General features: G+C 61.9%; 27 protein-coding genes and 2 pseudogenes. 17 read left to right on the plus strand and 12 right to left on the minus strand.

Annotation, left to right across the window (positions count from 1 at the left end; translation table 11 throughout):
• Positions 1 to 73: 73 nt before the first annotated feature.
• From NKH93_RS12140 to NKH93_RS12160, 6 genes and pseudogenes are all read left to right on the plus strand, one after another.
• Positions 74 to 568 (plus strand): flavin reductase, encoded by a 495-nt coding sequence (locus NKH93_RS12140; RefSeq protein WP_352449411.1) that lies wholly within the window; start codon positions 74 to 76, stop codon positions 566 to 568.
• Between the two features lie 33 nt (positions 569 to 601).
• A pseudogene (locus tag NKH93_RS34320) lies at positions 602 to 730 on the plus strand (AAA family ATPase); the annotation flags it as partial.
• A gap of 63 nt (positions 731 to 793) precedes the next feature.
• Complete coding sequence (locus NKH93_RS12145; protein WP_352662504.1) at positions 794 to 1,132, plus strand: XdhC family protein; 339 nt, start codon at positions 794 to 796, stop codon at positions 1,130 to 1,132.
• A 6-nt stretch (positions 1,133 to 1,138) separates the two neighbouring features.
• On the plus strand, positions 1,139 to 1,843 hold the full coding sequence (locus tag NKH93_RS12150) for an XdhC family protein (RefSeq protein ID WP_352449412.1): 705 nt from the start codon (positions 1,139 to 1,141) through the stop codon (positions 1,841 to 1,843).
• Entirely contained in the window at positions 1,840 to 3,450 is a 1,611-nt protein-coding gene (locus tag NKH93_RS12155) for an NTP transferase domain-containing protein (RefSeq protein ID WP_352541422.1), read from the plus strand. The genes NKH93_RS12150 and NKH93_RS12155 overlap by 4 nt, the downstream gene beginning before the upstream one ends.
• A 92-nt stretch (positions 3,451 to 3,542) precedes the next feature.
• Complete coding sequence (locus NKH93_RS12160) at positions 3,543 to 4,400, plus strand: alpha/beta hydrolase (protein WP_352501599.1); 858 nt, start codon at positions 3,543 to 3,545, stop codon at positions 4,398 to 4,400.
• On the opposite strand, the gene NKH93_RS12165 is transcribed toward NKH93_RS12160, so the two are convergent.
• Positions 4,397 to 5,434: a DUF1176 domain-containing protein gene (locus tag NKH93_RS12165; RefSeq protein WP_352818137.1), complete on the minus strand. Its 1,038-nt coding sequence runs from the start codon at positions 5,432 to 5,434 to the stop codon at positions 4,397 to 4,399. The genes NKH93_RS12160 and NKH93_RS12165 overlap by 4 nt on opposite strands.
• A 123-nt stretch (positions 5,435 to 5,557) precedes the next feature.
• Here NKH93_RS12165 and NKH93_RS12170 point away from each other — a divergent pair, with 123 nt between their 5' ends.
• Positions 5,558 to 6,064: a DUF1993 domain-containing protein gene (locus NKH93_RS12170; protein ID WP_352766959.1), complete on the plus strand. Its 507-nt coding sequence runs from the start codon at positions 5,558 to 5,560 to the stop codon at positions 6,062 to 6,064.
• A gap of 45 nt (positions 6,065 to 6,109) precedes the next feature.
• On the opposite strand, the gene NKH93_RS12175 is transcribed toward NKH93_RS12170, so the two are convergent.
• Positions 6,110 to 6,274 (minus strand): hypothetical protein, encoded by a 165-nt coding sequence (locus NKH93_RS12175; RefSeq protein ID WP_023674744.1) that lies wholly within the window; start codon positions 6,272 to 6,274, stop codon positions 6,110 to 6,112.
• Positions 6,275 to 6,658: 384 nt separating this feature from the next.
• Here NKH93_RS12175 and NKH93_RS12180 point away from each other — a divergent pair, with 384 nt between their 5' ends.
• Both NKH93_RS12180 and NKH93_RS12185 read left to right on the plus strand, forming a co-directional pair.
• Complete coding sequence (locus NKH93_RS12180; RefSeq protein ID WP_352970465.1) at positions 6,659 to 7,726, plus strand: aldo/keto reductase; 1,068 nt, start codon at positions 6,659 to 6,661, stop codon at positions 7,724 to 7,726.
• Positions 7,727 to 7,774: 48 nt separating this feature from the next.
• Positions 7,775 to 9,040, plus strand: coding sequence for a cysteine desulfurase-like protein (locus NKH93_RS12185; protein WP_352818143.1), 1,266 nt, complete (start codon positions 7,775 to 7,777; stop codon positions 9,038 to 9,040).
• An 18-nt stretch (positions 9,041 to 9,058) separates the two neighbouring features.
• Here the strand turns inward: NKH93_RS12185 and NKH93_RS12190 are convergent, their stop codons facing one another.
• The 5 genes from NKH93_RS12190 to NKH93_RS12210 are packed head-to-tail and all read right to left on the minus strand — an operon-like array spanning position 9,059 to position 14,555.
• Positions 9,059 to 10,090 (minus strand): histone deacetylase family protein, encoded by a 1,032-nt coding sequence (locus NKH93_RS12190; protein ID WP_352474026.1) that lies wholly within the window; start codon positions 10,088 to 10,090, stop codon positions 9,059 to 9,061.
• A complete protein-coding gene (locus NKH93_RS12195; RefSeq protein WP_352766785.1) occupies positions 10,087 to 10,599 on the minus strand; it encodes a GNAT family N-acetyltransferase in 513 nt (170 codons plus the stop codon). The genes NKH93_RS12190 and NKH93_RS12195 overlap by 4 nt, the downstream gene beginning before the upstream one ends.
• A gap of 9 nt (positions 10,600 to 10,608) precedes the next feature.
• On the minus strand, positions 10,609 to 11,538 hold the full coding sequence (kce, locus tag NKH93_RS12200; protein WP_352970467.1) for a 3,5-dioxohexanoate:acetyl-CoA acetone transferase: 930 nt from the start codon (positions 11,536 to 11,538) through the stop codon (positions 10,609 to 10,611).
• Between the two features lie 7 nt (positions 11,539 to 11,545).
• The gene (locus NKH93_RS12205) at positions 11,546 to 12,913 is read right to left on the minus strand and encodes an aminotransferase family protein (RefSeq protein ID WP_352970469.1); all 1,368 of its coding nucleotides are present in this window, start codon (positions 12,911 to 12,913) and stop codon (positions 11,546 to 11,548) included.
• 1 nt (position 12,914) lies between these two features.
• Positions 12,915 to 14,555 (minus strand): N,N-dimethylformamidase beta subunit family domain-containing protein, encoded by a 1,641-nt coding sequence (locus NKH93_RS12210; RefSeq protein WP_352970471.1) that lies wholly within the window; start codon positions 14,553 to 14,555, stop codon positions 12,915 to 12,917.
• 154 nt (positions 14,556 to 14,709) lie between these two features.
• Here NKH93_RS12210 and NKH93_RS12215 point away from each other — a divergent pair, with 154 nt between their 5' ends.
• The 5 genes from NKH93_RS12215 to NKH93_RS12235 all read left to right on the plus strand — a co-directional run bounded on the left by NKH93_RS12215 (position 14,710) and on the right by NKH93_RS12235 (position 17,472).
• A complete protein-coding gene (locus tag NKH93_RS12215; protein ID WP_023674751.1) occupies positions 14,710 to 14,958 on the plus strand; it encodes a ParB N-terminal domain-containing protein in 249 nt (82 codons plus the stop codon).
• A 121-nt stretch (positions 14,959 to 15,079) separates the two neighbouring features.
• Positions 15,080 to 15,565 carry an SRPBCC family protein gene (locus NKH93_RS12220; RefSeq protein WP_352970473.1) on the plus strand — a complete coding sequence of 162 codons (486 nt, stop codon included), beginning with the start codon at positions 15,080 to 15,082 and terminating at the stop codon, positions 15,563 to 15,565.
• 24 nt (positions 15,566 to 15,589) lie between these two features.
• The gene (locus NKH93_RS12225; RefSeq protein WP_352970475.1) at positions 15,590 to 16,546 is read left to right on the plus strand and encodes an alpha/beta fold hydrolase; all 957 of its coding nucleotides are present in this window, start codon (positions 15,590 to 15,592) and stop codon (positions 16,544 to 16,546) included.
• Positions 16,547 to 16,741: 195 nt separating this feature from the next.
• Complete coding sequence (locus NKH93_RS12230; protein ID WP_352970478.1) at positions 16,742 to 17,140, plus strand: GFA family protein; 399 nt, start codon at positions 16,742 to 16,744, stop codon at positions 17,138 to 17,140.
• Between the two features lie 119 nt (positions 17,141 to 17,259).
• Positions 17,260 to 17,472, plus strand: coding sequence for a hypothetical protein (locus tag NKH93_RS12235; protein WP_023674755.1), 213 nt, complete (start codon positions 17,260 to 17,262; stop codon positions 17,470 to 17,472).
• 13 nt (positions 17,473 to 17,485) lie between these two features.
• Here NKH93_RS12235 and NKH93_RS12240 read toward each other — a convergent pair whose 3' ends face one another.
• The gene (locus NKH93_RS12240) at positions 17,486 to 18,400 is read right to left on the minus strand and encodes a hypothetical protein (protein ID WP_352970480.1); all 915 of its coding nucleotides are present in this window, start codon (positions 18,398 to 18,400) and stop codon (positions 17,486 to 17,488) included.
• Positions 18,401 to 18,651: 251 nt separating this feature from the next.
• Here NKH93_RS12240 and NKH93_RS12245 point away from each other — a divergent pair, with 251 nt between their 5' ends.
• Complete coding sequence (locus NKH93_RS12245; protein WP_352970482.1) at positions 18,652 to 19,671, plus strand: GH25 family lysozyme; 1,020 nt, start codon at positions 18,652 to 18,654, stop codon at positions 19,669 to 19,671.
• 69 nt (positions 19,672 to 19,740) lie between these two features.
• The gene (locus tag NKH93_RS12250) at positions 19,741 to 20,271 is read left to right on the plus strand and encodes an endonuclease domain-containing protein (RefSeq protein ID WP_502896447.1); all 531 of its coding nucleotides are present in this window, start codon (positions 19,741 to 19,743) and stop codon (positions 20,269 to 20,271) included.
• Positions 20,272 to 20,441: 170 nt separating this feature from the next.
• Here the strand turns inward: NKH93_RS12250 and NKH93_RS12255 are convergent, their stop codons facing one another.
• Positions 20,442 to 20,648 carry a type II toxin-antitoxin system HicB family antitoxin gene (locus NKH93_RS12255; protein ID WP_352926486.1) on the minus strand — a complete coding sequence of 69 codons (207 nt, stop codon included), beginning with the start codon at positions 20,646 to 20,648 and terminating at the stop codon, positions 20,442 to 20,444.
• Positions 20,649 to 20,698: 50 nt separating this feature from the next.
• Between NKH93_RS12255 and NKH93_RS12260 the strand changes: the two are divergent.
• Positions 20,699 to 20,848, plus strand: a pseudogene (locus NKH93_RS12260) (glycoside hydrolase family 25 protein); the annotation flags it as partial.
• Between the two features lie 17 nt (positions 20,849 to 20,865).
• Here the strand turns inward: NKH93_RS12260 and NKH93_RS12265 are convergent.
• From NKH93_RS12265 to NKH93_RS12275, 3 genes are all read right to left on the minus strand, one after another.
• Positions 20,866 to 21,777: a DUF3037 domain-containing protein gene (locus NKH93_RS12265; protein WP_352819689.1), complete on the minus strand. Its 912-nt coding sequence runs from the start codon at positions 21,775 to 21,777 to the stop codon at positions 20,866 to 20,868.
• Entirely contained in the window at positions 21,737 to 22,603 is an 867-nt protein-coding gene (locus NKH93_RS12270) for a HipA family kinase (protein WP_352819691.1), read from the minus strand. The genes NKH93_RS12265 and NKH93_RS12270 overlap by 41 nt, the downstream gene beginning before the upstream one ends.
• Positions 22,604 to 22,675: 72 nt before the next feature.
• Entirely contained in the window at positions 22,676 to 26,440 is a 3,765-nt protein-coding gene (locus NKH93_RS12275) for a vitamin B12-dependent ribonucleotide reductase (RefSeq protein WP_352970485.1), read from the minus strand.
• Positions 26,441 to 26,733: the final 293 nt, after the last annotated feature.

Consider the following 26,733-nt stretch of genomic DNA (forward strand, 5'->3'; position numbering starts at 1 on the left):
TCAAGCACTTCGCTTGTGGCCTGCAATATCCCCCCATATATAACGGTTGGTTCTGACTAGTGGAAAATCATCGGTGCTGAAGAAGAATGACATCGGGCCGCAGGCCTACCGCGACGCGATGGCCCATTTTGCTGGCCATGTGCATGTAGTCACCACCGATGGCCCTGCCGGCAGGCGCGGCGCGACGGTGATCGCGGCCTGCTCGGTGTCGGACACGCCGCCAACCATCCTGGTTTGCCTCAATCGTGAAAATCCCAAGAACGAGCCGTTCGTGGAAAACGGCAAATTTGCCCTGAACACGCTGGCTTCGGATCAGGAGCCGCTGTCGATCGGCTTTTCCGGCATTACCGGCCTGCCGGTCGAGGAGCGTTTCGCGTTGGCCGAATGGGATGTGATCTCGACCGGTGCGCCGACGCTGAAGGGCGCGCTCGCCGTCTTCGACTGCGAACTGATCGACTCCAAGGATCTGGCCACCCACCGTGTGCTTTTTGGCCAAGTTACAGGTTTGCGCATCGGCGATAATTTGCGGCCGCTGATCTATCACAACCGCGGCTACCACGCTTTGTAGAGGCTTTCAGATGGCCGCGCCCGCGAAAACAGAATGACCGAGTTGAAAACCGCGTCCGACGCCGCGGACGGTCGACGAGACGCTCGATCTGTTAACCCGTGCGGATTATGTGCGGACCGGTCGCTGGCAACCGTGCTGTTTTTATGCGTTCGGTCGACGCGCGCCCGTGGATCGAGGCTGGCGTGAAGCGCGTCGCATAACCACATGTCTGCCAGGGAGAAAATCATGGAACGCAGTATCTATCTCGATGAGGCCCGCGACCCGCTGATCATCGCGGAGGGCTGGATGAAGGACGGCAAGGATGTCGCCATTGCCACTGTGGTCGAGACCTGGGGCTCGGCGCCGCGCCCGGTCGGCAGCCACCTGGTCATCGACGCCGAAGGCAATTTCCACGGCTCAGTCTCTGGCGGCTGCGTCGAAGGCGCGGTGGTCACCGAGGCGGTCGATGTTATCGATAGCGGCAAGGCCAAAATGCTCGAATTCGGCGTCGCAGACGAGACCGCCTGGCAAGTCGGCCTGTCATGCGGCGGCCGCATCAAGGTCTATGTAGAAAGATTGGGTTGATCTCGAATGGATCCCTATGCGCTGAAGACACTCAACGCCGAACGCCGCGCCCGCCGCGCGGCAATCCTGGTCACCGATCTCGACGACGGCCGCGACCGTGTCGTGCGCGAGGGCGACCGGGTAGCCGGCGAACTCGGGGCGGCCATCGCCAAGGCATTTCGCACGGGCAATTCCGGTTCGGTCGAAGCTGAGGGACGGACCTTCTTCCTCAACGCACATCTGCCGCAGCCGCGCCTCGTGGTGATCGGCGCCGTCCACATCAGCCAGGCGCTGGCACCGATGGCCAGGATCGCCGGCTATCCTGTCGAGATCATCGATCCGCGCACGGCCTTTGCCACGCCCGATCGTTTTCCCGATATCGCGCTGCATGCCGAATGGCCAGAGGATGTGCTGACGCGTCAGCCGCTCGATAGCTATACGGCGCTGGCTGCTCTCACCCACGATCCGAAGATCGACGATTCCGCGCTGAAGGCGGCGCTCGACGCCGGCTGCTTTTATGTCGGCGCGCTCGGCAGCCGCAAGACCCACGCCAAACGTGTGGAACGCCTGCTGGCTTCGGGAGCGACCGCCGACCAGATCGCCCGCATTCATGCCCCGATCGGCCTCGACATCGGCGCCGCCAGCCCCGCCGAGATCGCCGTCGCGGTGTTGGCGCAAGCGATCCACGCCTTTCGCTCCCGCGGCCTCGAATCCAAAGGCGCGGTCGCGTGAAATTTGGTCCCGTTGCGATCGATGCGGCCGAAGGGGCAGTGCTGGCGCACGCCACCACAGCCGGAGAGCGCCGCTTCCGCAAGGCGCACAGGCTAAGCGCCGGGGATGTGTCCCTGTTGAAGGCCGCTGGCATTTCCGAGGTCGTAGCGGCGGTGTTGGCGCCCGATGATCTCAGCGAGGACGTCGCTGCCGAAAAGATCGCCGCATCCATGATCCATCGCAACATCGAGGCGAAGCCCGCCGCGACCGGCAGGGTCAACCTCCACGCGCAGGCTGCCGGCATGTTCACCGTCGACGCGGCGATGATCAACGCCATCAACGCCGTCGATCCGACGATCACCATCGCCACGCTCGCGCAGCATGCGCCGGTCGAAAAAGGTCAGATGGTAGCAACGGTGAAGATCATCCCATTTGCGGTCGCCTCCGCTTTGGTCGATGCCGTGGCAAGGATCTGCGCCGGCGGCGAGATATTTGCGGTCAACGCCTATCAGCCGGTGCGCGTCGGCGTCATCCAGACGGTGCTGCCCGGCATCAAACCCAGCGTGCTCGACAAGACGCTGCGCGTCACCGAAGCGCGCCTGGCGCGTTCGGGCGGCAGGCTGACGGCGGAGCGTCGAACCCTGCATGAAATTATCCCCGTCGCCGAGGCTGCGGCCTCGCTGATCCGCGACAACGATATGGTGGTTATCTTCGGCGCCTCGGCGATGGCCGATTTCGGCGACGTCGTTCCCGCTGCCATCGAAAAGGCAGGCGGCACTGTCATCCGCGCCGGCATGCCGGTCGATCCCGGCAATCTGCTGGTGCTAGGCACTCTAGGCGGCAAGCGCATCATCGGTGCGCCGGGCTGCGCCCGCAGTCCCAAGGAGAACGGCTTCGACTGGGTGCTTGACCGGCTGATCGCCGGTCTCGACGTGACCGCCAGGGATATTGCCGGCATGGGTGTCGGCGGGCTGTTGATGGAAATTCCGACGCGGCCGCAGCCGCGCGAGCCATTGCCGGCCAAAGCCGAACCAAAGGTCGAGATCGTGCTTCTGGCCGCCGGCCGCTCCAGCCGCATGGGCGGGCCGAACAAGCTCTTGGCGCTCTTCGATGGCAAGCCGCTGGTCCGTCGCACTGCCGAACGCGCGGTCGGTTCGAAAGCCGGGGCCACTATCGTCGTCACTGGCCACCAGCGCGAGCGCGTGCGCGATGCACTGTCTGGCCTCGATGTGACCTTCGCCGACAATCCGGATTTCGGCGAGGGTCTGTCTTCGTCGCTGAAGGCCGGCATCGCCAAGATTTCCGGCGACGCCGCCGGCGCCATGATTGTCCTCGGCGATATGCCCGGCGTCGCCTCGGCCGACCTCGACAGGCTGATTGAGGCGTTCCGCAGGTCCGAAGGCCGATCGGTGGTGCGGGCCTCGCATGACGGGCGGCGCGGCAATCCGGTGCTGCTGCCGCGTTCGCTGTTTGCCGCGATCGCTCACCTCGAAGGCGATACCGGCGCCCGCCATCTGGTCGAGGCCGAAGGGCTAGACGTCATCGATGTCGAGATCGGCGAAGGGGCAGCCGTCGACGTCGACACGCGCGAGGCGCTGGAAGGCGCCGGCGGCGTGCTGCAGGATTGACAAACCGAAGCCGAAAAACGCATGGCTGAGGGATGGCCTTTCGTTCCTGCTTCCGGTTCCGCTTGCCTCCCTTCGGCCTCCCGGCCCTGCTGATGGCGATTCTTTTGTCGCTCTCTTGTGCCGCCTACGCCAACGCTCTCGAACTCAAACCCTTCAAGGACGATCTGTTCGCCTACCCGGGCACGCTCTCGTCCGAGAGCAACGGCGCCTATACGGTTGTCGATTATCGTGAGCTGCGCGACATCAACGCTCGTGACGAAGTGCCTGAGCGTCGTGTACACGCGCAATACTCCGACACCGGCGTGCGTAAGGTGCAGCACGATCTCTTGCTGCCGACCGATGCAGGCGATGTCCGCCATATTGCCGTCGGCAAGACCGGGGGCGCCAGCATCATCGTGCTTTATCTGCACGGGCAGGGCGGCAGCCGCAAGCAGGGCATTGACGACTTCACCTTCGGCGGCAATTTCAACCGCATCAAGAACCTGATGGCCGGCAATGGCGGCCTCTATCTGTCGCCGGATTTTTCCGATTTCGGCGACACCGGTGCGACCCAGATCGCCGCGCTGATCAACCACTATGCCGAACAATCGCCGAGCGCAAAAATCTTCGTCGCCTGCGGCTCGATGGGCGGCTCAATATGCTGGAAGCTGGCCGCCCGCCATGACACCGGCGGGCGCATCGACGGGCTGCTGCTGCTCGGCTCGCTATGGGACGAGAGTTTCTTCTCAAGCCCCGCCTTCAAGCGTCGTGTGCCGGTCTTCTTCGGCCAGGGCAGCAAGGACCCGGTGTTTCCAATCGAGAAACAGGAAGCCTTCTTCCGATCGATTCTGGCCAAATCGAAAGCCTATCCGACCCGCTTCGTCCGCTTCGAGACCGGCACGCATGGCACCCCTATCCGCATGACCGACTGGCGCGGCACGCTCAATTGGATGTTGTCGAAGGCTCCCTAAGGCGCGGTATTGTAGTCGACGACCGTCTGCGGATTTTCCTCGCCGTCATAAGACGCGTCGACATCGTACTGGACCAGGGAAAAATCGCCGTTGCGAAACAGATAGGTCCCTGATGAAGAGGCATCGCCGATGCCACGCCATTTGTTGAAGCTGGTGATCGTCTTGGTCTCTTCGTCGTAATCGGAATTAGTTGCCCAGCCGGAGGTCTGGAAGCCAACTATGGTCATGCCCAGCAATTTGCCGTCGCTGTCATTGTTCTCGTAGCGGATGTCCATCTCAGGTTCGGCGAACTGCAATTGTCTCACGCCAAGCACGTCGTCGCTCATGTAATAGATCGAGTTTTCGTTGTAGGCCGCGGCCGAGCAGGCGAAATGGAAAAGCCGCGTTTCGCTTTCGGGATCACTGGCAGACGCATCCTTGCCCTTATAGTGGATCGAGAAAATGTCCGGCTCCTGCGCCAAAAGATCCTTGTCACACTGGTCGCCATAAGTCGCGGCAAACGCCTTTTTGGCTTGCTCAAGCGCTGCGTCCTTCTTCGGCGGCGGCGGTCCTTCGCCGCAGCTTGCCGGCACCGCATCCTCGAAATCGGCCTTTGAGGGTTTCAGCGCACCCTTATCGATGAAGATCGAGCGAAATGGCGGTTCCTGGATCGAGGCGTTGATCTGGCGCAGCGTATAGCAGCCGGCAAAGACATTTTCGCTGCCGTCCTTGGCCGTCGCCCGGATGGCGACCGGAACGCTATAGTAGATGCTGCCGGCAGCCCCGTCTTCGGATACGCCACCGGTTTTGACTTCGACCGTGTCCGTGCTGTCATAGCCTTTGACGAAGGAATTGAAATCCTTGGCCGGCTTGGTGTCGCCGAAATAATCCCAGGCGCGCGCGAATTCGTGCCGGCTGATGGCACTATAAAGTGACCGGATGACCGCTTCGGCATTCGACCTGTCATCGATATAAGGCGCGTCTGCGGCGAGCGCCGATTGGCCGGCAATGGCAAGAGACACAAAAGCGGTCGCTGCAAAAAGGGCGCGTCTCATCGGGAACCTCCACTCGATGAAAAATCCTATCATATCGATTGCGGCGACGTGGTGACGCTTGAACAATCGCCTGCGAAGGCGCTACCTCTCGCCCTCGGCAGTCGGGCCGCGTGGAGATTTCTTGTGACCATATCAATGTATGAAGCATCCGTGCCGGTATTTTCGGCGAGGCTGAAGGCACTAGCCAATGTGCTGAACATTGCCGAGCAAAATGCGGCTGATCGCAAGATTGATCCGCAGGTGTATCTGACGGCGAGGCTGGCGCCGGACATGTTTGCCCTGACCAGGCAGGTACAGATTGCCACCGATCACGCCAAAGGCGCCCCGTCACGGCTTGCGGGACGCGAGGTGCCAAAATACGAGGACAATGAGGCGAACTTCGCTGATCTGCAGGCCCGCCTTACCAAGACGCTCGATTATCTCGCGACATTTTCGGCGGCCGAATTCGATGGTTCAGATGACAGGATAGTCGAACTGCGGCTTGCGGGACGCGAGGTTTCGATGCCGGGGATGCAGTATCTACTGCATGCCGCCATGCCCAATTTCTATTTCCACCTGACCACCGCCTACGACATCCTGCGCCACAACGGCGTGCCATTGGGCAAGTCGATCTTCCTCGGATCGCGTTGAGATCCGCTCGGGAGATATCCGCCACGGCGGATATCTCACAGTTGTTTAGCGCAGGGACATTTCCCGGGCGATGCGCGGGAAATCGGCCGGCTTGACGCCGATATCGGCGCGATCGGCATTGCTCATCGAATGGAGCAGCGCCAGCGCCGCTCGATAGCGCAGCTGTTCCCGCGGACGCGGACGAGCGAACATTTCAGTGAAGAATCCCATGATTCAAGCCCCTTATTGAACCTCCAAGGCGGTCAATATAAGCAGATCATGACGATTGTGCAGTGCAGCATTCGCATGGCAGCCATGCTGCCCTGATCTTTTTTGACATAATTCGGCTGGTCCGGCGAAACTTCTGCGGCGCTTTGACCGTAGGCGTCTATGCCGGCACTTGGCCGGTTTTTTCCTCGCCATTCCTGGCGAACTTCCGGACTGCATGAAAATGCAGTCCGGCTTTTTATTAGCCGCAGGGATAAACCCTGTCCGCCGGCGTCCCGGGAAAGTCGTCTGACCTTCCATCCGTGGGCTTGGAAGCGGGCGACGCTTTCCTGTATGCTATTGCTTCCTCCTCGCGCAGCCGCGCAAAATTCCCGCCGGAGAAACTCCATGCACAAACGCCGTCTCGGCCAGACCGATCTTTTCGTGTCGCAAATCTGCCTCGGATCGATGACCTGGGGCCAGCAGAACACCGAGGCGGACGGTCACGCCCAGATGGATCTGGCGTTTGCTCGCGGCGTCAATTTCATCGACACCGCCGAACTCTATCCGATCCCGCCCAAGGCGGAGACACAAGGCCGTACCGAGACATTCATCGGCAATTGGATGAAGGAGAAGCGCAATCGCGACCAGGTGATCATCGCCTCGAAGGTAGTTGGTCGCACCGCCAACACTTGGTTTCGGGGCGACCGCCCGTCTAAGCTGGTGCGCGCCGATATCTTCGACGCTATCGATAAGTCACTCGCCAGGCTCAACACCGATTACATCGACCTCTATCAGATCCATTGGCCGGAACGCGACGTGCCGTGGGGCGCCAATCCGAACCGCATCGGCGCCGTGCCGCGACGCTCCGATGCCGCCGGCGTGCCGGAGGGCGAGACGCCGATCGCCGAGACGCTTGCCGTGTTCGATGAACTGGTGAAGGCCGGCAAGATCCGCCATTTCGGCCTGTCGAACGAGAATTCCTGGGGCGTCATGCGTTTCATTGGCGAAGCCGACAAGGGCCTCGGTCCGCGCGTCGCCTCCGTGCAGAACGCCTATAATTTCGTCAACCGCACCTTCGAGGTGAACCTAGCCGAAGTCTGCGAGCGCGAGCAGGTGTCGCTGCTTGCCTATTCGCCGCTGGCGCAAGGCTATTTGACCGGCAAATACGATCATGGCGCGCGGCCGCAGGGCTCGCGCTCGCAGTTGTTCAACCGCGGCCAGCGCTACGAGACTCCGAATGCTGCCGACGTGCAGCTCGAATACAACCGGTTGGCGCGCACCTTCGGCATGGAGCCGGCGCTGTTTGCCAATGCCTATGTCTCGAACCGGCCCTTGGTCACCTCGAACATCATCGGCGCCACCACCATTTCGCAACTCGAAATGGCGCTCTCTTCCGCCGACGTGGTCTGGACCGAGGACATGCAGAAAGCCGTTGATGCGATCCACCAGCGCGTCGGCAATCCGTGCCCTTGATGCGTCGGGACGTGGTTGTCCGATCGTCATAAGGAGAGGGGAACAGCCGTGGACTTCCGGATCGACGCGGTGCGCGCGAAATTTCCGGCTTTGTCGCTGACCGACAAGGGCCGCCGGCGCATCTATCTCGACAATCCTGCCGGCACGCAGGTCCCGCAGGCGGTGGGGGACGCAGTATCGCGTTGCTTGCTGACCACGAATGCCAACCTCGGCGGCTTCTTCGACACCACCGTTGCAGCACAAGGCATCGGGGACGAGGCCCATCTGGCGATGGCGGATTTTCTCGGCGCTGCGAGCCCGCAGGAAATTATCATCGGTGCCAACATGACGACATTGACCTACCACATGTCGCGAACGCTCGGCCGCACGATGAAGCCCGGGGACGAGATCATCCTCACCCGCATGGACCATGAGGGCAACGTCTCGCCCTGGCTGCAACTGGCAGAAGACCTTGGCCTTGTCGTGCGCTGGCTGCCCTTCGACCAGCAGAGCTGGCAGATCGAAGAGGCGGCGCTCGCCGCGCTGCTTTCCGAGAGGACGCGGCTCGTCGCGCTCAACTACGCCAGCAATCTCACCGGGTCGATCAACCGGGTGAAGGCGTTGACCGGCATCGCCAGGCGGGCTGGTGCGTTGGTCTACGTCGATGCCGTCCAGTTCGCGCCGCATGGCCTGATCGACGTCCAAAACCTCGGCTGCGATTTCCTGATCTGCTCGGCTTACAAGTTCTTCGGCCCGCACATGGGGATTTTGTGGGGCAGGCTGGACGTTATCGATGCGCTTAAGCCGTATAAATGCCGTTGCTCGTCCAATGCCTTGCCGGAGCGCTTCGAGCTCGGCACGCCGCAGATTGAATTGATGGCCGGCCTGTCGGCAGCTGTCGATTATTTTGCCGAGTTGGGCGCGGCAGCCGGCGCGCAAGGATCGCGTCGGCTGAAAATCGCCAAGGCCTTCGAAGTTTCAATCGCTTACGAGAACCCGCTGACGCGACAACTGATCGATGGCTTGTCGGATATTGCCGGCCTGACCATCCACGGCATCACCGATCCGAAGCGGATCAATGAGCGCGTGCCGACGGTGTCGTTCACCGTCGAGGGCATCGTGCCGGAGACGATCGTGCGGCAGATGAATGCGGAAAACATCTTCCTGTGGTCCGGCCACAACTACGCCTGGGAGATCGTCCACCAGCTCGGCATTCCGGCCGAGCAGGGCGTGGTGCGCATCGGCATCGCTCATTACAACACTGCAGCCGAGATCGACGAGACGCTGGAGAGCGTGCACCGCGTTGTCGCCATGCTGCGGCAGGAACGATCCTGAGCGGCCCTCGCGGGCGGATCATCGCTTGTGGGTGCCGCCAAAACCGGTGAGGAAGGCGGTGAGATTGTCGCCGAGCTCGTCGCAGAGATAGCCGCCTTCCTGGACGATGACCGTTGGCAGGCCGAGCCCGGCGATCACCTCGCCAATGCGCGAAAAACCAGGCGTGCTCACCGACAGCCCGCCGAACGGATCACCTTCGAAGGCGTCTAGCCCCAGCGCCACCACAAGCGCATCGGGCGAGAAGGCCTTGATGCGCTGGAACGATGCCTCCAGCGCTTCGAGGAACGTTGTATCGCCGGATTTGCGCGGCAGCGGCAGGTTGAGATTGTAGCCGAGGCCGCGCCCTTCGCCGCGCTCGTCGCCATGGCCCCAGAAAAACGGGTAGAAGCGCACCGGGTCCGCATGCAGCGACACGGTGAGCACGTCCGGCCGGGCATAGAAGATGCCTTGCGTGCCGTTGCCGTGGTGGAGGTCGACATCGAGGATCGCCACCCGCGCCGCCTGTTTGCGCAGAACCTGTGCAGCGACGGCCGAATTGTTGACGAAGCAGAAGCCGCCGGCGACATCGGCAAAGGCGTGATGGCCGGGCGGCCGGCACAGCGCATAGGCGGCCGGCGCTCCAGACATCACCGCCTCGGCGGTTTCAACCGCGCTCCAGGCGCTCCAAAGCGCGCTCTGCCACGTCTCGCCGGAGATCGGGCAGGCGGTGTCGGCCATGTGATAGCCGGCCTGGCCGACCGCCGAGGCCGGATAGGAGCCGTTCCGCGCGATCGGATGGATATTGGGGATGACCTCGGCCGAGGCGCCCTCGATGCGCTGCCAGCGCGCGAAGATGTGCTGGAGAAAATCGAGATATTCCGGCGTATGCACCGCCGCAATCGGGCTGAGTCCGTGATCCCGCGGCCGTTCGATCGTGCAGCCGGCAGCCTTTGCGCCGGCCAACAATCGCTCGACCCGTTCCGGCCTTTCCGGATTGGGCTGCGGCGCGCCGCTCGAGAGGAACGCCTTCGGGTCATGGCGCTTCTGTTCTTCGGCATAGAAGGCTTTCATGTTGGCTCCTCCGGTGCATCGGCAAAGGCGAAAAAGGCGTCGCCGACGATCTTCTGCACCTGCTCGTAGCTGGACCAGGCAATGCCCAATCGTTCGTAAAAAGCCTTGGCGGTCTCGTTGTCGGTATCGACGGACAGCCTGAGATAGGCGCCGCCGCTCTTCCGGCATTGCGCCGCGACTCGGCGCAGCAGGCGTTCACCGATCCTGCGGCCACGAAAACGGTCCTCGACATAGAGGTCCTGCACATAGACGCCGGGCCGTCCCATCCATGTCGAGAAGATCGGGAAATACAGGCAAAGCCCGGCAAATTCGCCACCGATTTCGGCAATCAGGGTCGAGAAGGCAGGCTTTTCGCCAAAGCCATAGGTGCGGAGATCCTGAGCTGTCGAGGTGATCTCCTGATGTGCGCCGACATGCGCGCCGAGCCGCAGGAGCGCGGCGTGGATGGTTTCGACGTCCTCGACGGTCCCGGGCCGGATGACAATGTCTCTTGACGGTGGGTTGGTCACGGTCGCATCTCAGAACGCCACGCGGTCGCCGCCCTTGAGCGCCAGCATCTGCCGCGCCTCGGCCGGCGTCGCGACGTCCAGCGACAATCCGTCGAGCACGCCGCGGATGCGGCGCACCTGGTCGGCATTGGACTTGGCGAGCTGGCGCCCTTCGTAGAGGCTATCCTCCAGCCCGACGCGGACATTGCCGCCCATCGCCGCCGCAATCGAGATCATCGGCATCTGGTGGCGTCCGGCGGCCAGCACCGAAAACCGGTAGCTGTCGCCGAACAGTTTGTCGGCGATGCGCTTCATATGGATCAGGTTTTCTGGATCGGCGCCGATGCCGCCAAGAATGCCCAAAACAAACTGGATGAATAAAGGTCCGGACACCAGTCCACGATCGCGAAAATGCGCCAGCGAATAGAGATGGCCGACATCGTAGCACTCGAATTCGAAGCGCGTGCCGCAACCACGCCCGAGCTTCTCGAGCACCGTCTCCATGTCGGCAAAGGTGTTCTTGAAGATCGTGTCACGGGTAGCCTCGAGCAGCTTCGGCTCCCATTCGTGCTGCCATTCTCGCGGCCGCTCGAGCATCGGGAACAGCGCGAAATTCATCGAACCCATATTGAGCGAACACATTTCCGGCTCGGCCCTGAGCGGCGCGGCCAGCCGCTGGTCGAGCGTCATCAGCGACGATCCGCCGGTGGTGATGTTGATCACCGCATCGGTCGCCTGCTTGATGCGCGGCAGGAACTGCATGAACACCTCGGGGTCGGCGGTCGGCCGCCCATCCTTGGGGTCGCGGGCATGAAGATGCAGGATCGAAGCGCCGGCCTCGGCGGCGGCGATCGCGTCTGCGGCGATCTGGTCCGGCGTCACTGGCAGATGCGGCGACATCGACGGGGTGTGTACCGACCCAGTAACGGCGCAAGTGATGATGACTTTGCGCGGTGCCATGGTCGCCTCAACCTTCGACCGGCAGGTCGAGCTCGCTGGCCAGCACCTCGAGCGAGTCGCCGATGATGGATACGATCTCGCCGATCTGCGCGGCGGTGACGATCATCGGCGGCGCGACCATGAAATTGTCGCCGTCGACACCGCCCTTGACCTTGCGTCCGTAGATGATCAGGCCGCGCTCGTAGGCGAGGTCGAGCAGCCGCTGGGTGGCCTTCTTTGCCGGCTCGATCGGCCTCAGAGTGTCGGGATCCGCAAGCATCTCGGCACCGGTGAGCAGGCCCTTGCCGCGGACGTCGGCGATGAACGGAAACCGCTTCGCCAATCCCTTCAGCTCGTCCATCAATAGCTCGCCCATGACAGCCGCGTTGGCGATCAGGCCGAGACGGTCCATCTCGCCGAGCACGGCGAGCCCGGCGGCGCAGGCGAGCGGATTGCCGGCATAGGTATGGCCGTGCTGGAAGCCGCCCGACGCGAGCAATGGCTGCACCAGCCGCATCGGTGCCGCCAGCGCGCCGAGCGGCGCGTAGCCAGAGCCCAGCCCCTTCGACAGCGCGACGATGTCGGGCTTGCAGTTCCAGTGGTCGCCGCCGAGGAATTTTCCGGTGCGGCCGGCACCGCTCATCACTTCGTCATGGATGAGCAGGATGCCGTAGCGATCGCAGATCTCGCGGATGCGCGGATAGTAGCTGTCCGGCGCCACCAGTGCTGCCGTGGCAGCGCCGCCGACTGGCTCCATGATGAAGGCGAGCACGCTCTGCGGTCCCTCGGCGAGAATCTTTTCCTCCAGCATGTCGGCGTAGCGGATGCCGCGCTGTTCCATCGAAAGATTGTCGCGGTCGCGCCAGGCGATGGGCGCCGGCACGGTCGGCATCATCTGCATCATCGGCACAAATGTTTCGGACAGCGCATCGTCGCCGGTAACGGCGAGCGCGCCGAGCGTGCCGCCATGATAGGAGGGAAAGCGCGAGATCACCTTCCGACGGCTGGGCTGGCCGGTGGCGACCGCCCATTGCCGCGCCAGCTTGATGCAGGATTCGGTCGCTTCCGAGCCGCCGGAGACAAAGAAGATGCGGTCCATGCCCTCGGGGAGTTTGGCCGCCAGCTGCCGCGCGAGCTCCTCTGCCGGTTCGTTCTCGAAATGCAGACGGTAAGCGAAGGTGGCGCGGTCCATCTGCCTTTTCATCGCGTCGAGCACGTTGCGATTGGAGTGGCCGATATTGGCGACCATCGGGCCGCTCGATCCGTCGATGAAGCGGCGGCCATCCTGCGTCCACATGTAGATGCCTTCGGCGCGGTCGATCAGCGGCCGGCGCACGCTGGATAGATAAAACAGATGCGAGGCTTCGCGAGTTTCCGGGGCAGGAGACTTCAACATGTCATGGCTTTCCAAGATAGCGGTCGAGGACATTTCTGGTGACGCGCTCGACAATCGCATCCTGCCTTAGCAGGCCGGCAACCCATTCGCAGCTTCCGGCGTGAAACACCTCGCCTTTGCCGCGCGGGAAATTGACGATCATGCCGTTGCCGCGTTTGATCTTGTCGAGGTTGGCATCGCTTGCCTCGCCGAACAGCGTCTCGGCGGTGAAGCGTCCGTCCTCGTCGCCGAGAAACTGGTCCTCGAACGCAATGTCGGCGCTTTCCTCGACCTGGCTCGCCATGCCGACGGCCAGCACTTGCAGCCCGTCCGGTGCACCGCTGTCGGGCTTGGGGCAGGGCAGGCCGCCGCGGATCTCGAAATCGAGCCCGTCGACCTCGTAGCCATAGACATGGCTGTCGGCGCCGAGCAGATCGCCATAGTAGATGCCGGTGCCGGCAAACGCCCAATGCTCCGGCCGGTAGACCGGAAAGCCGCGTACGCCGCGCGGCGCGCAGCCGCCCCAGCCGGCATAGACGCCTCTTGTTGCGTTGAGACCGAAGGTCGCTGCACCCGGCCGGCCGATTTCCGGCGCTTCCCAGGAATTGGTGGCGCGCCTTATATCACCGCCGCGATAGGCCGGGTCCTCGGCGCGAGCGCGATATTTGTAGCAGACCTGCCGGCGGCCTTCGTCCTCCAGCCTGGTCTGCCACATGAAATTGCCGGCAAAGCGCGCCGCATGACCGCCGCGCTCGACATAGGTGTCGACCGCATCGCGCATTTCCCAGGTCCAATATTCGTCGTGGCCGACCAGGACGACGCAGTCATAGCCGTCGAGAATGTCGGGCGAAAAATGCAGATCGTGCTGGCTGGCGAGATCGACGGCGTAGCCGGCACGCTCGGCGAAGCGGAAGAAATGGCTGTCGTAGCTTGCCCAGCCGGCTGAGGCGTATTTCTTCGAATGGCCGGTGGCAAAGGCCCATTCCATATGCGGATAGCGCGGCACGGTTTTCGGCGGCACGGCGACTTCGAGCGGCACGCGCGGCGCGTCCCTGGGCAGCACGACGAAGCCGCGGCACCACGGCCGTTGGGTCGACACCATTCGTGCATATTGGTCCCGGTCTGGCCCGGTGATGCCTTCGTAATGGTTGGAACCGCCCCATGTATTGTAGGCGAGCCAGGTGCCGGTGGCCGCCACCTGCAGCACACGGCCAGGCTTTTTGCCGGGCTGCGGCGCGACGATAAAAAGATGGTGGCAGCGGATCGGCTTGCCGTCCCGGCCATCTGCCGTCAGCGTCACGCGATAGGCGCCGGACGGCCAGTCGTCGCCGATGCGAAACTCGAACGACGCTTGCCAGCCGCAGCCTTCGACCGAACATTGGTCCGGCGTATCTTGCCAGCGCGCCGCGATTCCGGTCCCTTCGAACATTGTCGTTTCCGCGCCGCCGTCGCGGACGATCGCGATGCCGAAACTGGCGGCCGTCGAACTGACATGCAGTGCCACCATGTCGCCAGGACGGTAGGAAAAACGGTCGCTGTAGCACCAGATTTCGCCGCGCCTGCCATCCATACCGGGCCATTCCCAGTAATGGCTGCGCACCGCCTGGCGTCGCTGCTCCGGCGTCAGTCCGAAATCGGGAAACTCGGTCGGCAGATGGTTCATGGACACCGCTAAGGTCGAAGGCCGCCATTTCGGCCATCCGCCGGCCAAGCGTCAATTGGAAACGATCGGGCCAGCCATTGCCGGCTGCTCCTTGGCCTTGCCGGCCAAACAGACTATCTCACAAAGGGCGGCCTTGTCCGCCACGGGAGCCGATATGCTGAGAGTGCAAAAGGTCAGGGTCAACGATATCTACGTGCCGACGGCGCGCAAGAAGACGCTGCATCCCGAGACCGTCCGCCATCTGGCCGAGGACATTCTGGAAAACGGCATGAAGATGCCGATCCAGGTGCGCCATGACGGCAAGCGCCACATCCTGGTCGAAGGGTTGCATCGGCTGGAAGCGGCCAAGTGGCTCGGCGAGACCGAGATCGACGCCTATCTGGTGCAAGCCAAGCGCCACTGAAGCCACTTATTTCCGTCGTTCGAATCTCCTGTCCCGCGGATTTTTTCGCGGACCGTGTCGGCTTGCGTCTTGTCGGTTCGTCCTAGACACGGAAGCCAAAACCGACGTGTGAGGAAACTTCATGACCACCAAGCTCGACATCGCCCCCAACTCCGATCGCGAGCTGGTTCTCGCCCGCATCATCGATGCGCCGCACGAGAACGTCTATCGCTGCTGGACCGAGCCAAGGCTGTTGACGCAATGGTTCTCGCCGAAGCCGTGGATGACCCCGCGCGCCGAAATGGATGTGCGGACCGGTGGCTCCACCCTTGTCGTCATGGCCGATCCCGACGGCAAGGAGTTCCCGAATCCAGGCATCTTCCTCGAAGTCGTACCGGGCAAAACGCTCGTCTTCACCGATGCCTATACGAAGGCGTGGGAGCCGTCCGAAAAGCCGTTCATGACGGTCGTGCTGACCTTCGAGGACGAGGGCGAGGGTAAGACCCGCTACATTGCCCGCGTCGCGCATTGGTCGGTCGCCGACCGTGAACAGCACGAGAAAATGGGTTTTCACGAGGGCTGGGGCCAGTGCGCCGAACAGCTTGAGGAGGTCGCAAAGCGACTTTGATGCAAACGGGAGAGGGAGACTGACGTGTCCAGATCGGTATTTTTCGCCATATTCGCCTCGGCCCCCGCGCTATTTGCCGCGCCGGGCACCATCAACGCAGAGGAGGCCAAGCCCGCCATGACGACCGCAACCGCAACACTGCCGACACCGGAAAAATCCGGCCTGCTGCCGATCAACGGCCTGAACTATTATTACGCCGTCTATGGCAAGGGCGAGCCGCTGCTTCTGCTGCATGGCGGTCTCGGCACGATCGACATGTTCGCGCCGATCCTGCCGAAGCTTACCGACAACCGCACCGTGATCGGGGTCGACCTGCAGGGCCATGGCCGCACCGCGCTCGGCGACCGGCCGCTCAGCCTGGAGGCGATGGGCGACGACATGGCGGCGATCGTCAAGGCACTCGGCTACGACAAGGTCGACGTCATGGGTTATTCGCTGGGTGGCGGCGTCGCCTTCCGCATGGCCGTGCAGCATCCCGAAACGGTGCGCCGCCTGGTGCTGGTCTCGACCGGCTACGCCGCGGACGGCTTCTACGCCGAAATGCGTGGCCAGCAGGCACAAGTCGGCGCGGCGATGGCCGACATGATGAAGGACACGCCGATGTACAAATCCTATGTCGCGGTCGCGCCGCATCCGGAGGATTTTCCGAAACTGCTCGACCAGCTCGGCGCCTATATGCGCAAGGACTTCGATTATTCCGCCGACGTGCCGAAGCTGAAAATGCCGGTCATGCTGGTGTTCGGCGACGGCGACATGTACCGGCCCGAGCACGAGATCAAGTTCTACCAGATGCTTGGCGGCGGGTTGAAGGACGCCGGCTGGATGCGCGAGAACCTGTCGCAAAACCGCCTGGCGATCGTGCCGAACCGCACCCACTACGACGTGTTCTTCGCGCCGGAACTGACAGCTGCCACGCTGCCGTTCCTCAATGGCGAGACCAAGGTCAAGACCTGGAATGAGGTCGTCAACGAAACGAACTGACGCCCAGTCAATTGTCTGCCGGCCGTCTTCCGCGAGATGGCCGGCATTTCGCCCATGGGGCCTTGGCCGACGCATCGGGCCAATCGTGGATCGGCCGGGTCACAGCTTTAGATGGCGCCATCAAAGCTTTTCAATTGACGCTGCCACGCCTATCGATAGGTATTCGCCTATCCTCGCAGGGAAGGGACACGGGCGATGGCAAGATATCAGGGCGGGTGTTTGTGCGGTGCGGTGCGCTACCGCGCCGAGGCGGCACCGATCAATGAGCGCGTCTGCCATTGCCGGTTGTGCCAGAAGGCGCTGGGTGCCGCCTTCAACGCGCGCGTGCTGTTCCGCATCGATGATGTGACGGTCGACGGACCGCTGGCGACGGTGAATTCCTCGCCCGATCTCAAGCGCGGCTTTTGCCCGCATTGCGGCACGACGATGTTTTCCCGGCGCGATTCCGCCGGCATTATCGGTATCACCACCGGCTCGCTCGATGATTCCTCGTTGTTCAGGCCTGAGATGCATATCTGGACCGCCTCGAAGCAGCCCTGGGTGCAGATCGACGACGGCCTGCCGCAGTTTGAAGGCGCGCCACCTCCGGCTTGAGGTGGAATCTGGACAAAATTTAATCCGAAGCGACACGAGATAGCCGGCAAAGCGTCATTGGCGGGCCATCATTGCTGCCTATCTATTGGCGTGCGGGCAGGCAGTCGAGGAGGCGACGGATGAACGACAGCATCAACACCCTGGATGAACTCTTGAGCGATCCGATGATCAAGCTGGTAATGGAGCGCGACCGCGTGCAACCGGCACAACTTCGCACGTTGCTCGAAGAAAAGGTCCGCCGGGTAGACGATGATGCGCCGGTCAACGATCGCTTTGTACCGCCGGCCCACCTCATGGCCACGACCTGTCACAAGCTGTGGTTGTGCAGCTAGGGTCTTGAAGCGGTCAGCCGGAATTTGCCGGCAAATAGCTGTAATGGCTGCGGAAATAGGCAAGCTTGAAGCCGAGGCGTGCATAGTTGCGGTAGGCTGGCCCGTCACGTTCGGCGCGCGGCGCCTCGATGTCGGCCACGAACAGTTTTGCACCGGCCGCAAGTCCGTCGCGCACCATCGCTTCGCCGAGCATTGCATCGAGGTCGAAGCTCGGCGCCATGATGCCGGGAACCGGCGCGTCGATGCCGCTCCAGGCCATGCCGTCGGCGCCGATGAACATCGAGCGCACCGCCGCCACCGCGCCCTCCCGCCGCAGCATGTAATGATGCCAGCCGCGTCGGCCGGCCAGCGCCAGCAACCACGGTGAGGTCGGCAACCGGTATTGGCTGTCGATGAACCCAGCCCATTCCCTTGCCGTTGCCGGTGTCACCCGCTCGACCGAGGCATCTTCCGTCGGGAAAAGCGGCTCCGCTGGCAATGGCGCGGCGCCGCGAAAGATGCGTTCCCAGCCGCCCTGACGCTGCAGGCCGCGCGCCTCGAGCCAGCAGCTGAGCGTCGCCGGCTCGGTATGTGGATTGGTGTAGAACCAGGGCCTCAGAATACCGGCCTCGCGATAATGCGCCAGAAGCGCGTCAAGCCGGCTCTCGGTGGCTGCGCTATCGACACCGAAATTCTTGACGCAGTTGAAATGGATGAACGGGATCGTCGTGCAGGTGGTCCAGACGAGATCGCCATCTTCGGCGACGGCAAGGCCTTGCCTTGCGGCAAAGTCTGCTGGCGCGGCGCGATAGAGGTCGAGCCACGCATTGACCTCGGCGCGTTCGATGGCGCGACTGAGGTTGCGAGGTATCTCGTCGACCCCGATGGCGGGCGAGCATGGCTCCGGCGGGACTACGGGCTGCAATTCTGACAGGGCGGCGGGCTGCATGACGTCCTCCACGTGGTGCCTTACACCGTAAGATTAGTAGAGACTAATCTCATGCCGTGAGTTGTCAAGCCGAGGCAGCGACGTGGCCGAACATTGGAGGGATAGCACACCTCCGCCCGGCCAACGTCCCGCTGCAAAGCCCTAACAATTCGATTCAAACTTTGTTGGTAGTTTCTTGTTAGGAATCCAGCTTGGTTTGTCCGGCGGCGTTGTCCTGCCTTCGGTCTGTTGTGTTTTGCGTACAGGTCCAGATGCGGTTATCAGGCGTCGTCATCTTTTCGATCGCAGCGCTTTGCCTTGCCGGCTGCACGTCGACCTCCGGCGTCGATGCGCTGCAAGTGCCGTCCAGCGAGACCACCAGCTCGGTTGTGCGGCCACCCGCGCCGGTGGCATCTGCTGCGAAAACTGATGCTGCGCCCGCCTTCGCGGAACAGGAGCAGGACGAACAGCCGGTCGCTACATTGGAGCCCGACCAAAGCATCGATCCGCCGGCCGAGGTCATCGCGCTGATGTCGCCGCCGAAGCGGCTGACACGCGCAGCACCGGCGATGCTTGCCGAGCCGGTCACGCGCTATGGTTTTCGCGATGCCAAGCCGATCAATTTCGGCAAGGCATCCTCGCCGAGGCGTCTCGCCGTCCACGGCGTCGACGTTTCGCGCTGGCAGGGCAATGTGAACTGGGGAAAGCTGCGTGCCCAGGGCGCCAATTTCGCCTACATCAAGGCGACTGACGGGGGCGATCATCTCGACCCGATGTTTACCAGGAACTGGCGCAGTGCCGATGCCGCTGGCCTGAAGCGCGGCGCCTACCACTTCTTCTACTGGTGCCGCACCGCGGGCGAGCAGGCCGACTGGTTCATCCGCAACGTGCCGAGGGTCGAGGGTGCGCTGCCGCCGGTGATCGACGTCGAGTGGAACGGCGACTCCAGCTGCAAGCGCCGCCCATCGCGGCAAAAGGTGCTGGAGAAGATGCAGGTGTTCATGGACAAGCTCGAGCGCTACTACGGCCAGCGCCCGATCATCTACACCGCGCCTGACTTCTACCGTGACAACCTGCGCGGCGCATTTTTGGATTACCCGTTATGGCTGCGCGCCGTGGCCGCCCACCCGTCAAAGGTCTATCCCGGGCGCAAATGGCTGTTCTGGCAATATTCCGGCTCCGGCCTGTCGCACGGGGTGAGGGGCCGCATCGACCTCAACGTGTTCCATGGTGATGAGAGGGCGTGGCGCGACTGGGTTGGCGGCCGGCAGATGGTGGCCGAGGCCGAGTAGCGGCAGCTCTTGCCTTCTCTCCTCGTGGGAGAAGGTGGATCGGCGCGCAGCGCCGAGCCGGATGAGGGGTTGAACGGATCGCCGTCGGTGCCAAGCTGGAGCACCCCTCATCCGACCTCGCTTCGCGAGGCCACCTTCTCCCACAAGGGGAGAAGGGATAGCGCTCGGTTTTCCACACTTGGTCTCAAATTCCTTGGACGTCATGCCCAGATTGGATACCCTCGTCCCATGCCGCACCAGCCCGTCGCGCCGACCAAGCGTCGTTTCGCCCGCTCTATGCGACGCGAGCCGACCGAGGCGGAAGACCGCCTGTGGCATGAGCTGCGCGGACGCAAGCTCGACAGCATCAAATTCCGGCGTCAGGTCCCGGTCGGCCGGTTCATCGCCGATTTTGTTTGCGCCGAGGGCAGGCTGATTGTCGAGATCGACGGCAGCCAGCACGCGGATTCGGGCTATGATCGGGAGCGGAATGCCGAATTGAAGGCGAGGGGCTTTCGCGTGCTGCGCTTCTGGAACGATGACGTGCTGCGGGATCTGAACGCCGTCTGCGATACCATCATCGCCTACGTACGGGACGAGAGTTTGCAGCCTTGGCGGTAGCGCGCTCTTCCCTTCTCCCCCTGTGGGAGAAGGTGGCTCGGCGCGGAGCGCCGAGACGGTTGAGGGGTGTTGGACGTAGCGCCGCCGGTGCCAAGCTGGAGCACCCCTCATCCGACCTCGCTTCGCGAGGCCACCTTCTCCCACAAGGGGAGAAGGGGAGATCGCACCTTCTACGCCTCTACATATTCCGCCAGGTTGACAGCTTTGGGCACATCCAGCCCATCGGCCCGCAGGCCTTCGATATGAAAGCGTATTGCGTCACGAATTTCGGCTTCAACCTCAGGCACCGTCGCAGCGGTGGCGATGCAGCCGGGCAGATCCGGAACATAAGCGGAAAAATTGTTTCCGGCTTTTTCAATCACCACCGCGTATCGCATGTCGTCACTCCTTCAGACCGGACTGCTTGAGGATGCTGTTTCTGGTCTAACCCGGCCACAAATTGCTGTTCTGGCAATACTTCGGCTCCGGCCTGTCGCACGGGGTGCGGGGCCGCATCGACCTCAACGTCTTCCATGGTGATGAGAATGCCTGGCCGGACTGGGTTGGCGGACGGCAGGACGTGGCCGACGCGGAGTAGTTTACTCGCTGCGATCGTTAATGGAAGAGTTTCTCTTGAAGGATTGAAGCAAATTGCCTGCCCTTTCCATCTTCTATCGGGTGGGCAAGAGGGGAAACGGTAATGAGGAAACTATTCCTATCGTTTAGACTAGCCCAATTTACAAGTTCGATGCCCTGATGAGCTGCTGCATCAAGCGAGGGCCGGGCAAGCTTTTCCAATGCGGCAGACGTCGAATAGATCAAGCGCGCTTTTGTTGACTTTTCTCCAAACCGCATTTTTGCCCGTTCGATCACCAGCGCCGAGATGGCGATTTCTGACACAGCTTTTCGAAAAGACGCTTCATCACCAGAGGCGTCCACTGTTTCAAAGACATGGAAGGCGCCGTTCCGCAAAACAAGATCAGCGACAAGGCCATCGTCGAGCTCGTATCCAGCGACAAAACGATGGGAATCAAGACCCTCTTCCTTTCGAGCGAGGATTCTCTGGTCCTTCAAAACTCTCTTCACTTGACTATACAGCCGTGTACGCTTCTCCCTCACCTTTCGAGGAGCCGGCTCTGGTTCGATCAATCGTTCTAAAACGGTTGATATCCGGCTCTCATAAGCCTGTTGTGAATCAGCCATAAACTGTCCAGCCTTAACGACTGAAAGTGGTCCCAATCGCGCGAGGCGACCAAACCTTTCTTCTTCAGTAATTGGGCCTTCACGCCTAGCGCGATCGTCAATATCCCTGAAGTTTGAAAATAGATCGACTAACACTTGCTTATCGAGTGCAGCCGACAATACGCGTGCTCGGTCCAGACTTCGCGTCACACGCACGTCTAGGCTATCATTCCGCAACACAACTATGCCGAGGTTCAGCCGTTCTCCTCGACCGTCGTTGGGTTCAAGCCGCACAATGGCGAACTTATATGAGTGAGGCATCAGATAAGCCCTTGCGAAGCGCATCTATGCGCCTTTGCCTCTCGCCGTTCTCCCACCAACTAGTAAACTCCACTCTTGCAGCTTGCTCAAGCCATGAATCCGGCATCGACGAAAACGCAGCTGATATTTTGTCTGAGCCGATTTCAGCAAGTCGATCAAGCATCGCGTTCGCAGCAGCCGGATCGTAGCCATGTCTTTGTACGATCTTCTTAAATGTGATCCTCGTCAGCTGGGTCGCTGTCGGAAAATTATCGAGCTTGCCATGCCAGAAGAGTGAACGTCCAAAGTCAATGGCGTAGAAGCGCCGCGTGCCTCTGTCTTCTATCGAAAGGTAGTTTTCATCGTGGCGGTCCACGTTGTTCGTGAACATGTCGAACGCATACAAGGCGCTCAAGAGTGCTTGCAGCCCAAGAATGGGTGTTACGCCAGTCCCGACCGTGACGGAAGTCAGTATCTGCGATGTCTTCGCTACGTCCGCAATTCCGGAAATTATCCGAGACCCGAAACACAATCGGCCATCCGAAAGCTGTATGATCTTCGGTGTGGGGCAAGGCATATTGAGTTCTTCAGCCAAGCGCGTTCCAACCCACTCGGATGCTCGAATTGCTTTCCCACCGCGTTCGTCTGTCTTGACCAAATAAAGATGCGAGTCTGACGCTTCAACACGTCCCCATGCGTCGGCAGTACCAGTCGTATCTGGCATCTCAATCAGGGTGGTTAGGGGGAAAAGTTCAACCTGTCTCTCTACCGGCATAAACGGGAGAAGGCCAGGTCGAATAACAGCGACGGAGACAGGCTTAGCGGATGAGCCTCTGGACATGTAATCCTCGGAACAGGTGACCCAAGCCATCAGGTTTGGGTCGGTTGTATGTACACATCATCGTGGAGATCCCCCTCCTTGAAATCAGACTGCTACAGCCCCTCAGCTACACCCGCTCGTAGCCCCACAAGTATCGCACTTCTCGCAAGTCCCGTTCCGCACCATCGTGAAGTTATGGCATTCCGAGCATTCGTTGCCGGTGTAGCCCTGCATCAGTGATTGCTGGCGCCGGTTGGCGGCAAGTGCTTTGGCTTCGGCTGCTTCTTTCGCCGCCTCGTCGGTGAACAGCTCCGTCGGGTCGGAGGCTTCCGCGTAGACGATGTCCTCGACCAGTTCCCTGGCGCGCTCCTCGTAGTCGCGCTTGTAGGCGATGGCTTCGTCGCTGGCCGGCTTCAGCGTCAGCACGTTGGAGCCGGAGAAGGCGGTCGGGGCGGTACGGGCCGGAGTTCCGGAGCCGGAACCCGCAAAGCCTTTCGGCTCGGCGCCCATGCCCGACACCAGCTTGACCGGCGAGGCACCGCGGGTCAGGCCCTTGGAGAAGGGCGTTGCCTTGCCTTCGTTGATGCCGCGCCCGAGCGCAGTCTTGTCGAAGTCCGACTGATCGACATGGGCGAGGTCATGACGGCCGAGATAGGAGACGGCGAGTTCGCGGAAGACATAATCGAGGATCGACGTGGCGTTCTTGATGGCGTCGTTGCCTTGCACCATGCCGGCCGGCTCGAATTTGGTGAAGGTGAAGGCCTCGACGAATTCCTCGAGCGGCACGCCATATTGCAGGCCGAGCGAGATGGCGATGGCGAAGTTGTTCATCATCGCCCGGAAGGCGGCACCTTCCTTGTGCATATCGATGAAGATCTCGCCGAGGCGGCCGTCATCGAATTCGCCGGTCCTGAGATAGACCTTGTGGCCGCCGACGACCGCCTTCTGGGTATAGCCCTTGCGGCGGTTCGGCAGTTTCTCGCGGTCGCGGTAGAGACGCTCGACGACGCGCTCGACGATCTTCTCGGTCACCTGCACGGCGCGCTGCGCGGCCGGCGCCGCGATCAGCTGCTCGATGGCTTCGTCCTCGTCGTCTTCGACGTCGGCAAGCAACGAGGCGTTGAGCGGCTGCGACAGCTTTGAGCCGTCGCGATAGAGCGCGTTGGCCTTGAGCGCCAGCTTCCACGACAGCATGTAGGCGCCCTTGGCATCTTCCACCGTTGCGTCGTTCGGCATGTTGATGGTCTTGGAAATGGCGCCGGAAATGAAGGGCTGTGCCGCCGCCATCATCATGATGTGGCTGTTGATCGACAGCGAGCGCTTGCCGATCTTGCCGCACGGGCTGGCGCAGTCGAACACCGGCAGGTGTTCGGCCTTCAGGAACGGCGCGCCTTCCAGCGTCATCGCCCCGCAGACATGGATGTTGGCGGCCTCGATGTCTTTCTTCGAGAACCCCAGCGCCGGCAGCATCTCGAACGAGAAATCGTTGAGCTGCTCATCGGTGAAGCCGAACGTCTCCTTCACCCAGTCGGCACCCAGCGTCCACTGGTTGAAGACGAACTTGATATCGAAGGCCGACTTCAGCGCCGCATTGAGCGCTGCGATCTTTTCGTCGGTAAAGCCTTTTGCCTTGAGCGAGCCGGGGTTGATGCCCGGCGCCTGGTTGAGATTGCCGTGGCCAACCGCATAGGCCTCGATCTCGGCGATCTGGGCCTCGGAATAGCCGAGCGTACGCAGCGCTTCGGGCACCGCGCGGTTGATGATCTTGAAATAACCGCCGCCGGCCAGCTTCTTGAATTTTACCAGCGCGAAGTCGGGCTCGATGCCGGTGGTATCGCAATCCATCACCAGGCCGATCGTGCCGGTCGGCGCGATCACCGTTGCCTGCGCGTTGCGGTAGCCATGCTCCTCGCCGAGCTCGATGGCGCGGTCCCAGGCGGCCTTGGCATGTTCGGCAAGCTCCTGCTGCTTGAGATCCGAGGCGACCAGTGGCACCGGGTTGACGGCAAGCTTCTCATAGCCGTCTCTTTCGCCATAGGCCGCGCGGCGGTGGTTGCGCATGACGCGCAGCATGTTCTGCGCGTTGCGGTCGTAGTCGGGGAAGGCGCCGAGCTCGGCGGCCATTTCGGCCGAAGTGGCATAGGCCGTGCCGGTCATGATCGCGGTGAGGGCGGCGCAGATGGCGCGGCCCTCGTCGGAATCATAGGGAATGCCGGAGGTCATCAGCAGGCCGCCAATATTGGCGTAGCCGAGGCCGAGCGTGCGGTACTCGTAGGAAAGCTTGGCGATCTCCTTCGAGGGGAACTGCGCCATCATGACGGAGATTTCCAGCACCATGGTCCACAGCCGCACCGTGTGCTCGTAGGCTGATATGTCGATGGTGCCGTCGGTGTTGCGATAGGGCAGAAGGTTGATCGAGGCCAGGTTGCAGGCGGTGTCGTCGAGGAACATGTATTCCGAGCACGGGTTGGACGCCCGGATCGCACCGGCCGAGGCGCAGGTGTGCCAGTCGTTCATCGTCGTGTTGAAATGCAGGCCCGGATCGGCCGATGCCCAGGCGGCATAGCCGATCTTTTCCCAGAGATCGCGCGCCTTCAGTGTCTTCAGCACCTTGCCGTCCTTGCGGGCGGTGAGATGCCAGTCGCCGTCCTGCTCGACGGCGCGCAGGAAATCGTCCTTCAGCGACACCGAATTGTTGGAATTCTGGCCGGAAACGGTGAGATAGGCGTCCGAATCCCAGTCGGTGTCGTAGGTCTTGAACGACATCGAGGTGTAGCCCTGCCTGGCGAACTGGATGACGCGGTAGATGTAGTTCTCCGGCACCGCGTCCTTCTTGGCCGCCTTGATCTCGCGCTTCAGCGCGGTGTTGACCGCCGGGTCGAAGCAATCGTCGCCATTGCCTTCGCAGTTGATGCAGGCCTTCATGATCGCTTCGAGATGCTTCTTGACGATCTTCGAGCCGGTGACCAGCGAGGCGACCTTCTGCTCCTCATTGACCTTCCAGTCGATGAATTCCTCGATATCGGGATGATCGGCGTCGACGATGACCATTTTCGCGGCGCGGCGTGTCGTGCCGCCCGACTTGATGGCGCCCGCGGCGCGGTCGCCGATCTTGAGGAAGCTCATCAGCCCCGACGAACGACCGCCGCCCGACAGCTTTTCGCCTTCACCGCGCAGGAACGAGAAGTTGGAGCCGGTGCCGGAGCCATATTTGAACAGGCGCGCCTCACGCACCCACAAATCCATGATGCCGCCTTCATTGACGAGGTCGTCCTGCACGCCCTGGATGAAGCAGGCATGCGGCTGCGGATGCTCGTAGGAAGACTTCGACTTGGTCAGCTTGCCGGTGAACGGGTCGACATAGAAATGGCCCTGGCTCGGGCCGTCGATGCCATAGGCCCAGTGCAGGCCGGTGTTGAACCATTGCGGCGAGTTCGGCGCGACGCGCTGGGTGGCCAGCATATAGGCGAGCTCGTCGCGGAAGGCGCGCGCGTCTTCCTCCGACTTGAAGTAGCCGCCCTTCCAGCCCCAATAGGTCCAGGTACCGGCAAGCCGGTCGAAGACCTGGCGGGCGTCGGTCTCGGAACCGTAGCGCTCGGCTTCCGGCAGCTTGGCCAGTTCAGCCTCGTCGGCGACGGAGCGCCACAGGAAGGAGGGGACTTGCGTCTCTTCGACCTTCTTCAGCCGTGCCGGGACGCCAGCCTTGCGGAAATATTTCTGCGCCAGGATATCGGCGGCAACCTGGGAGAACTGAGCCGGCACGTCGATGTTGTCCAAGCGGAACACCACCGAACCATCCGGATTCTTGATCTCCGAAAGCGCCTTGCGGAATTCGATCTCCGAATAGGCAGATTGTCCTGGCTTGGTGAAACGACGCTCGATGCGCATTGGTCCGGTCCCTTTTGTCTACATATAGCGCTTTTCCCAGAGGATTTCTGCCCTCCTGACGAAACGCGCATGTCCGCCATCTGCCGGCGTTCGAAAACCGCCGGCTCTCATCGTCACAGTCTCCGCCGCCCTGCCGGTCGAACCTCTTGCGAGGCCGCTGTCCAACGCGCTCACGGACCCTGTGGGTCCCTCAAAACTGAAAACTTTTTGTAACGCCCTCGATCGAGGGAAATTCACATTATCTAGCGTCGAACCTACCTGCAAACACTAAATATAGTATTAACAGACAATTT

Source organism: Mesorhizobium sp. M0954 (genome assembly GCF_040319155.1).
Lineage (GTDB): Bacteria > Pseudomonadota > Alphaproteobacteria > Rhizobiales > Rhizobiaceae > Mesorhizobium.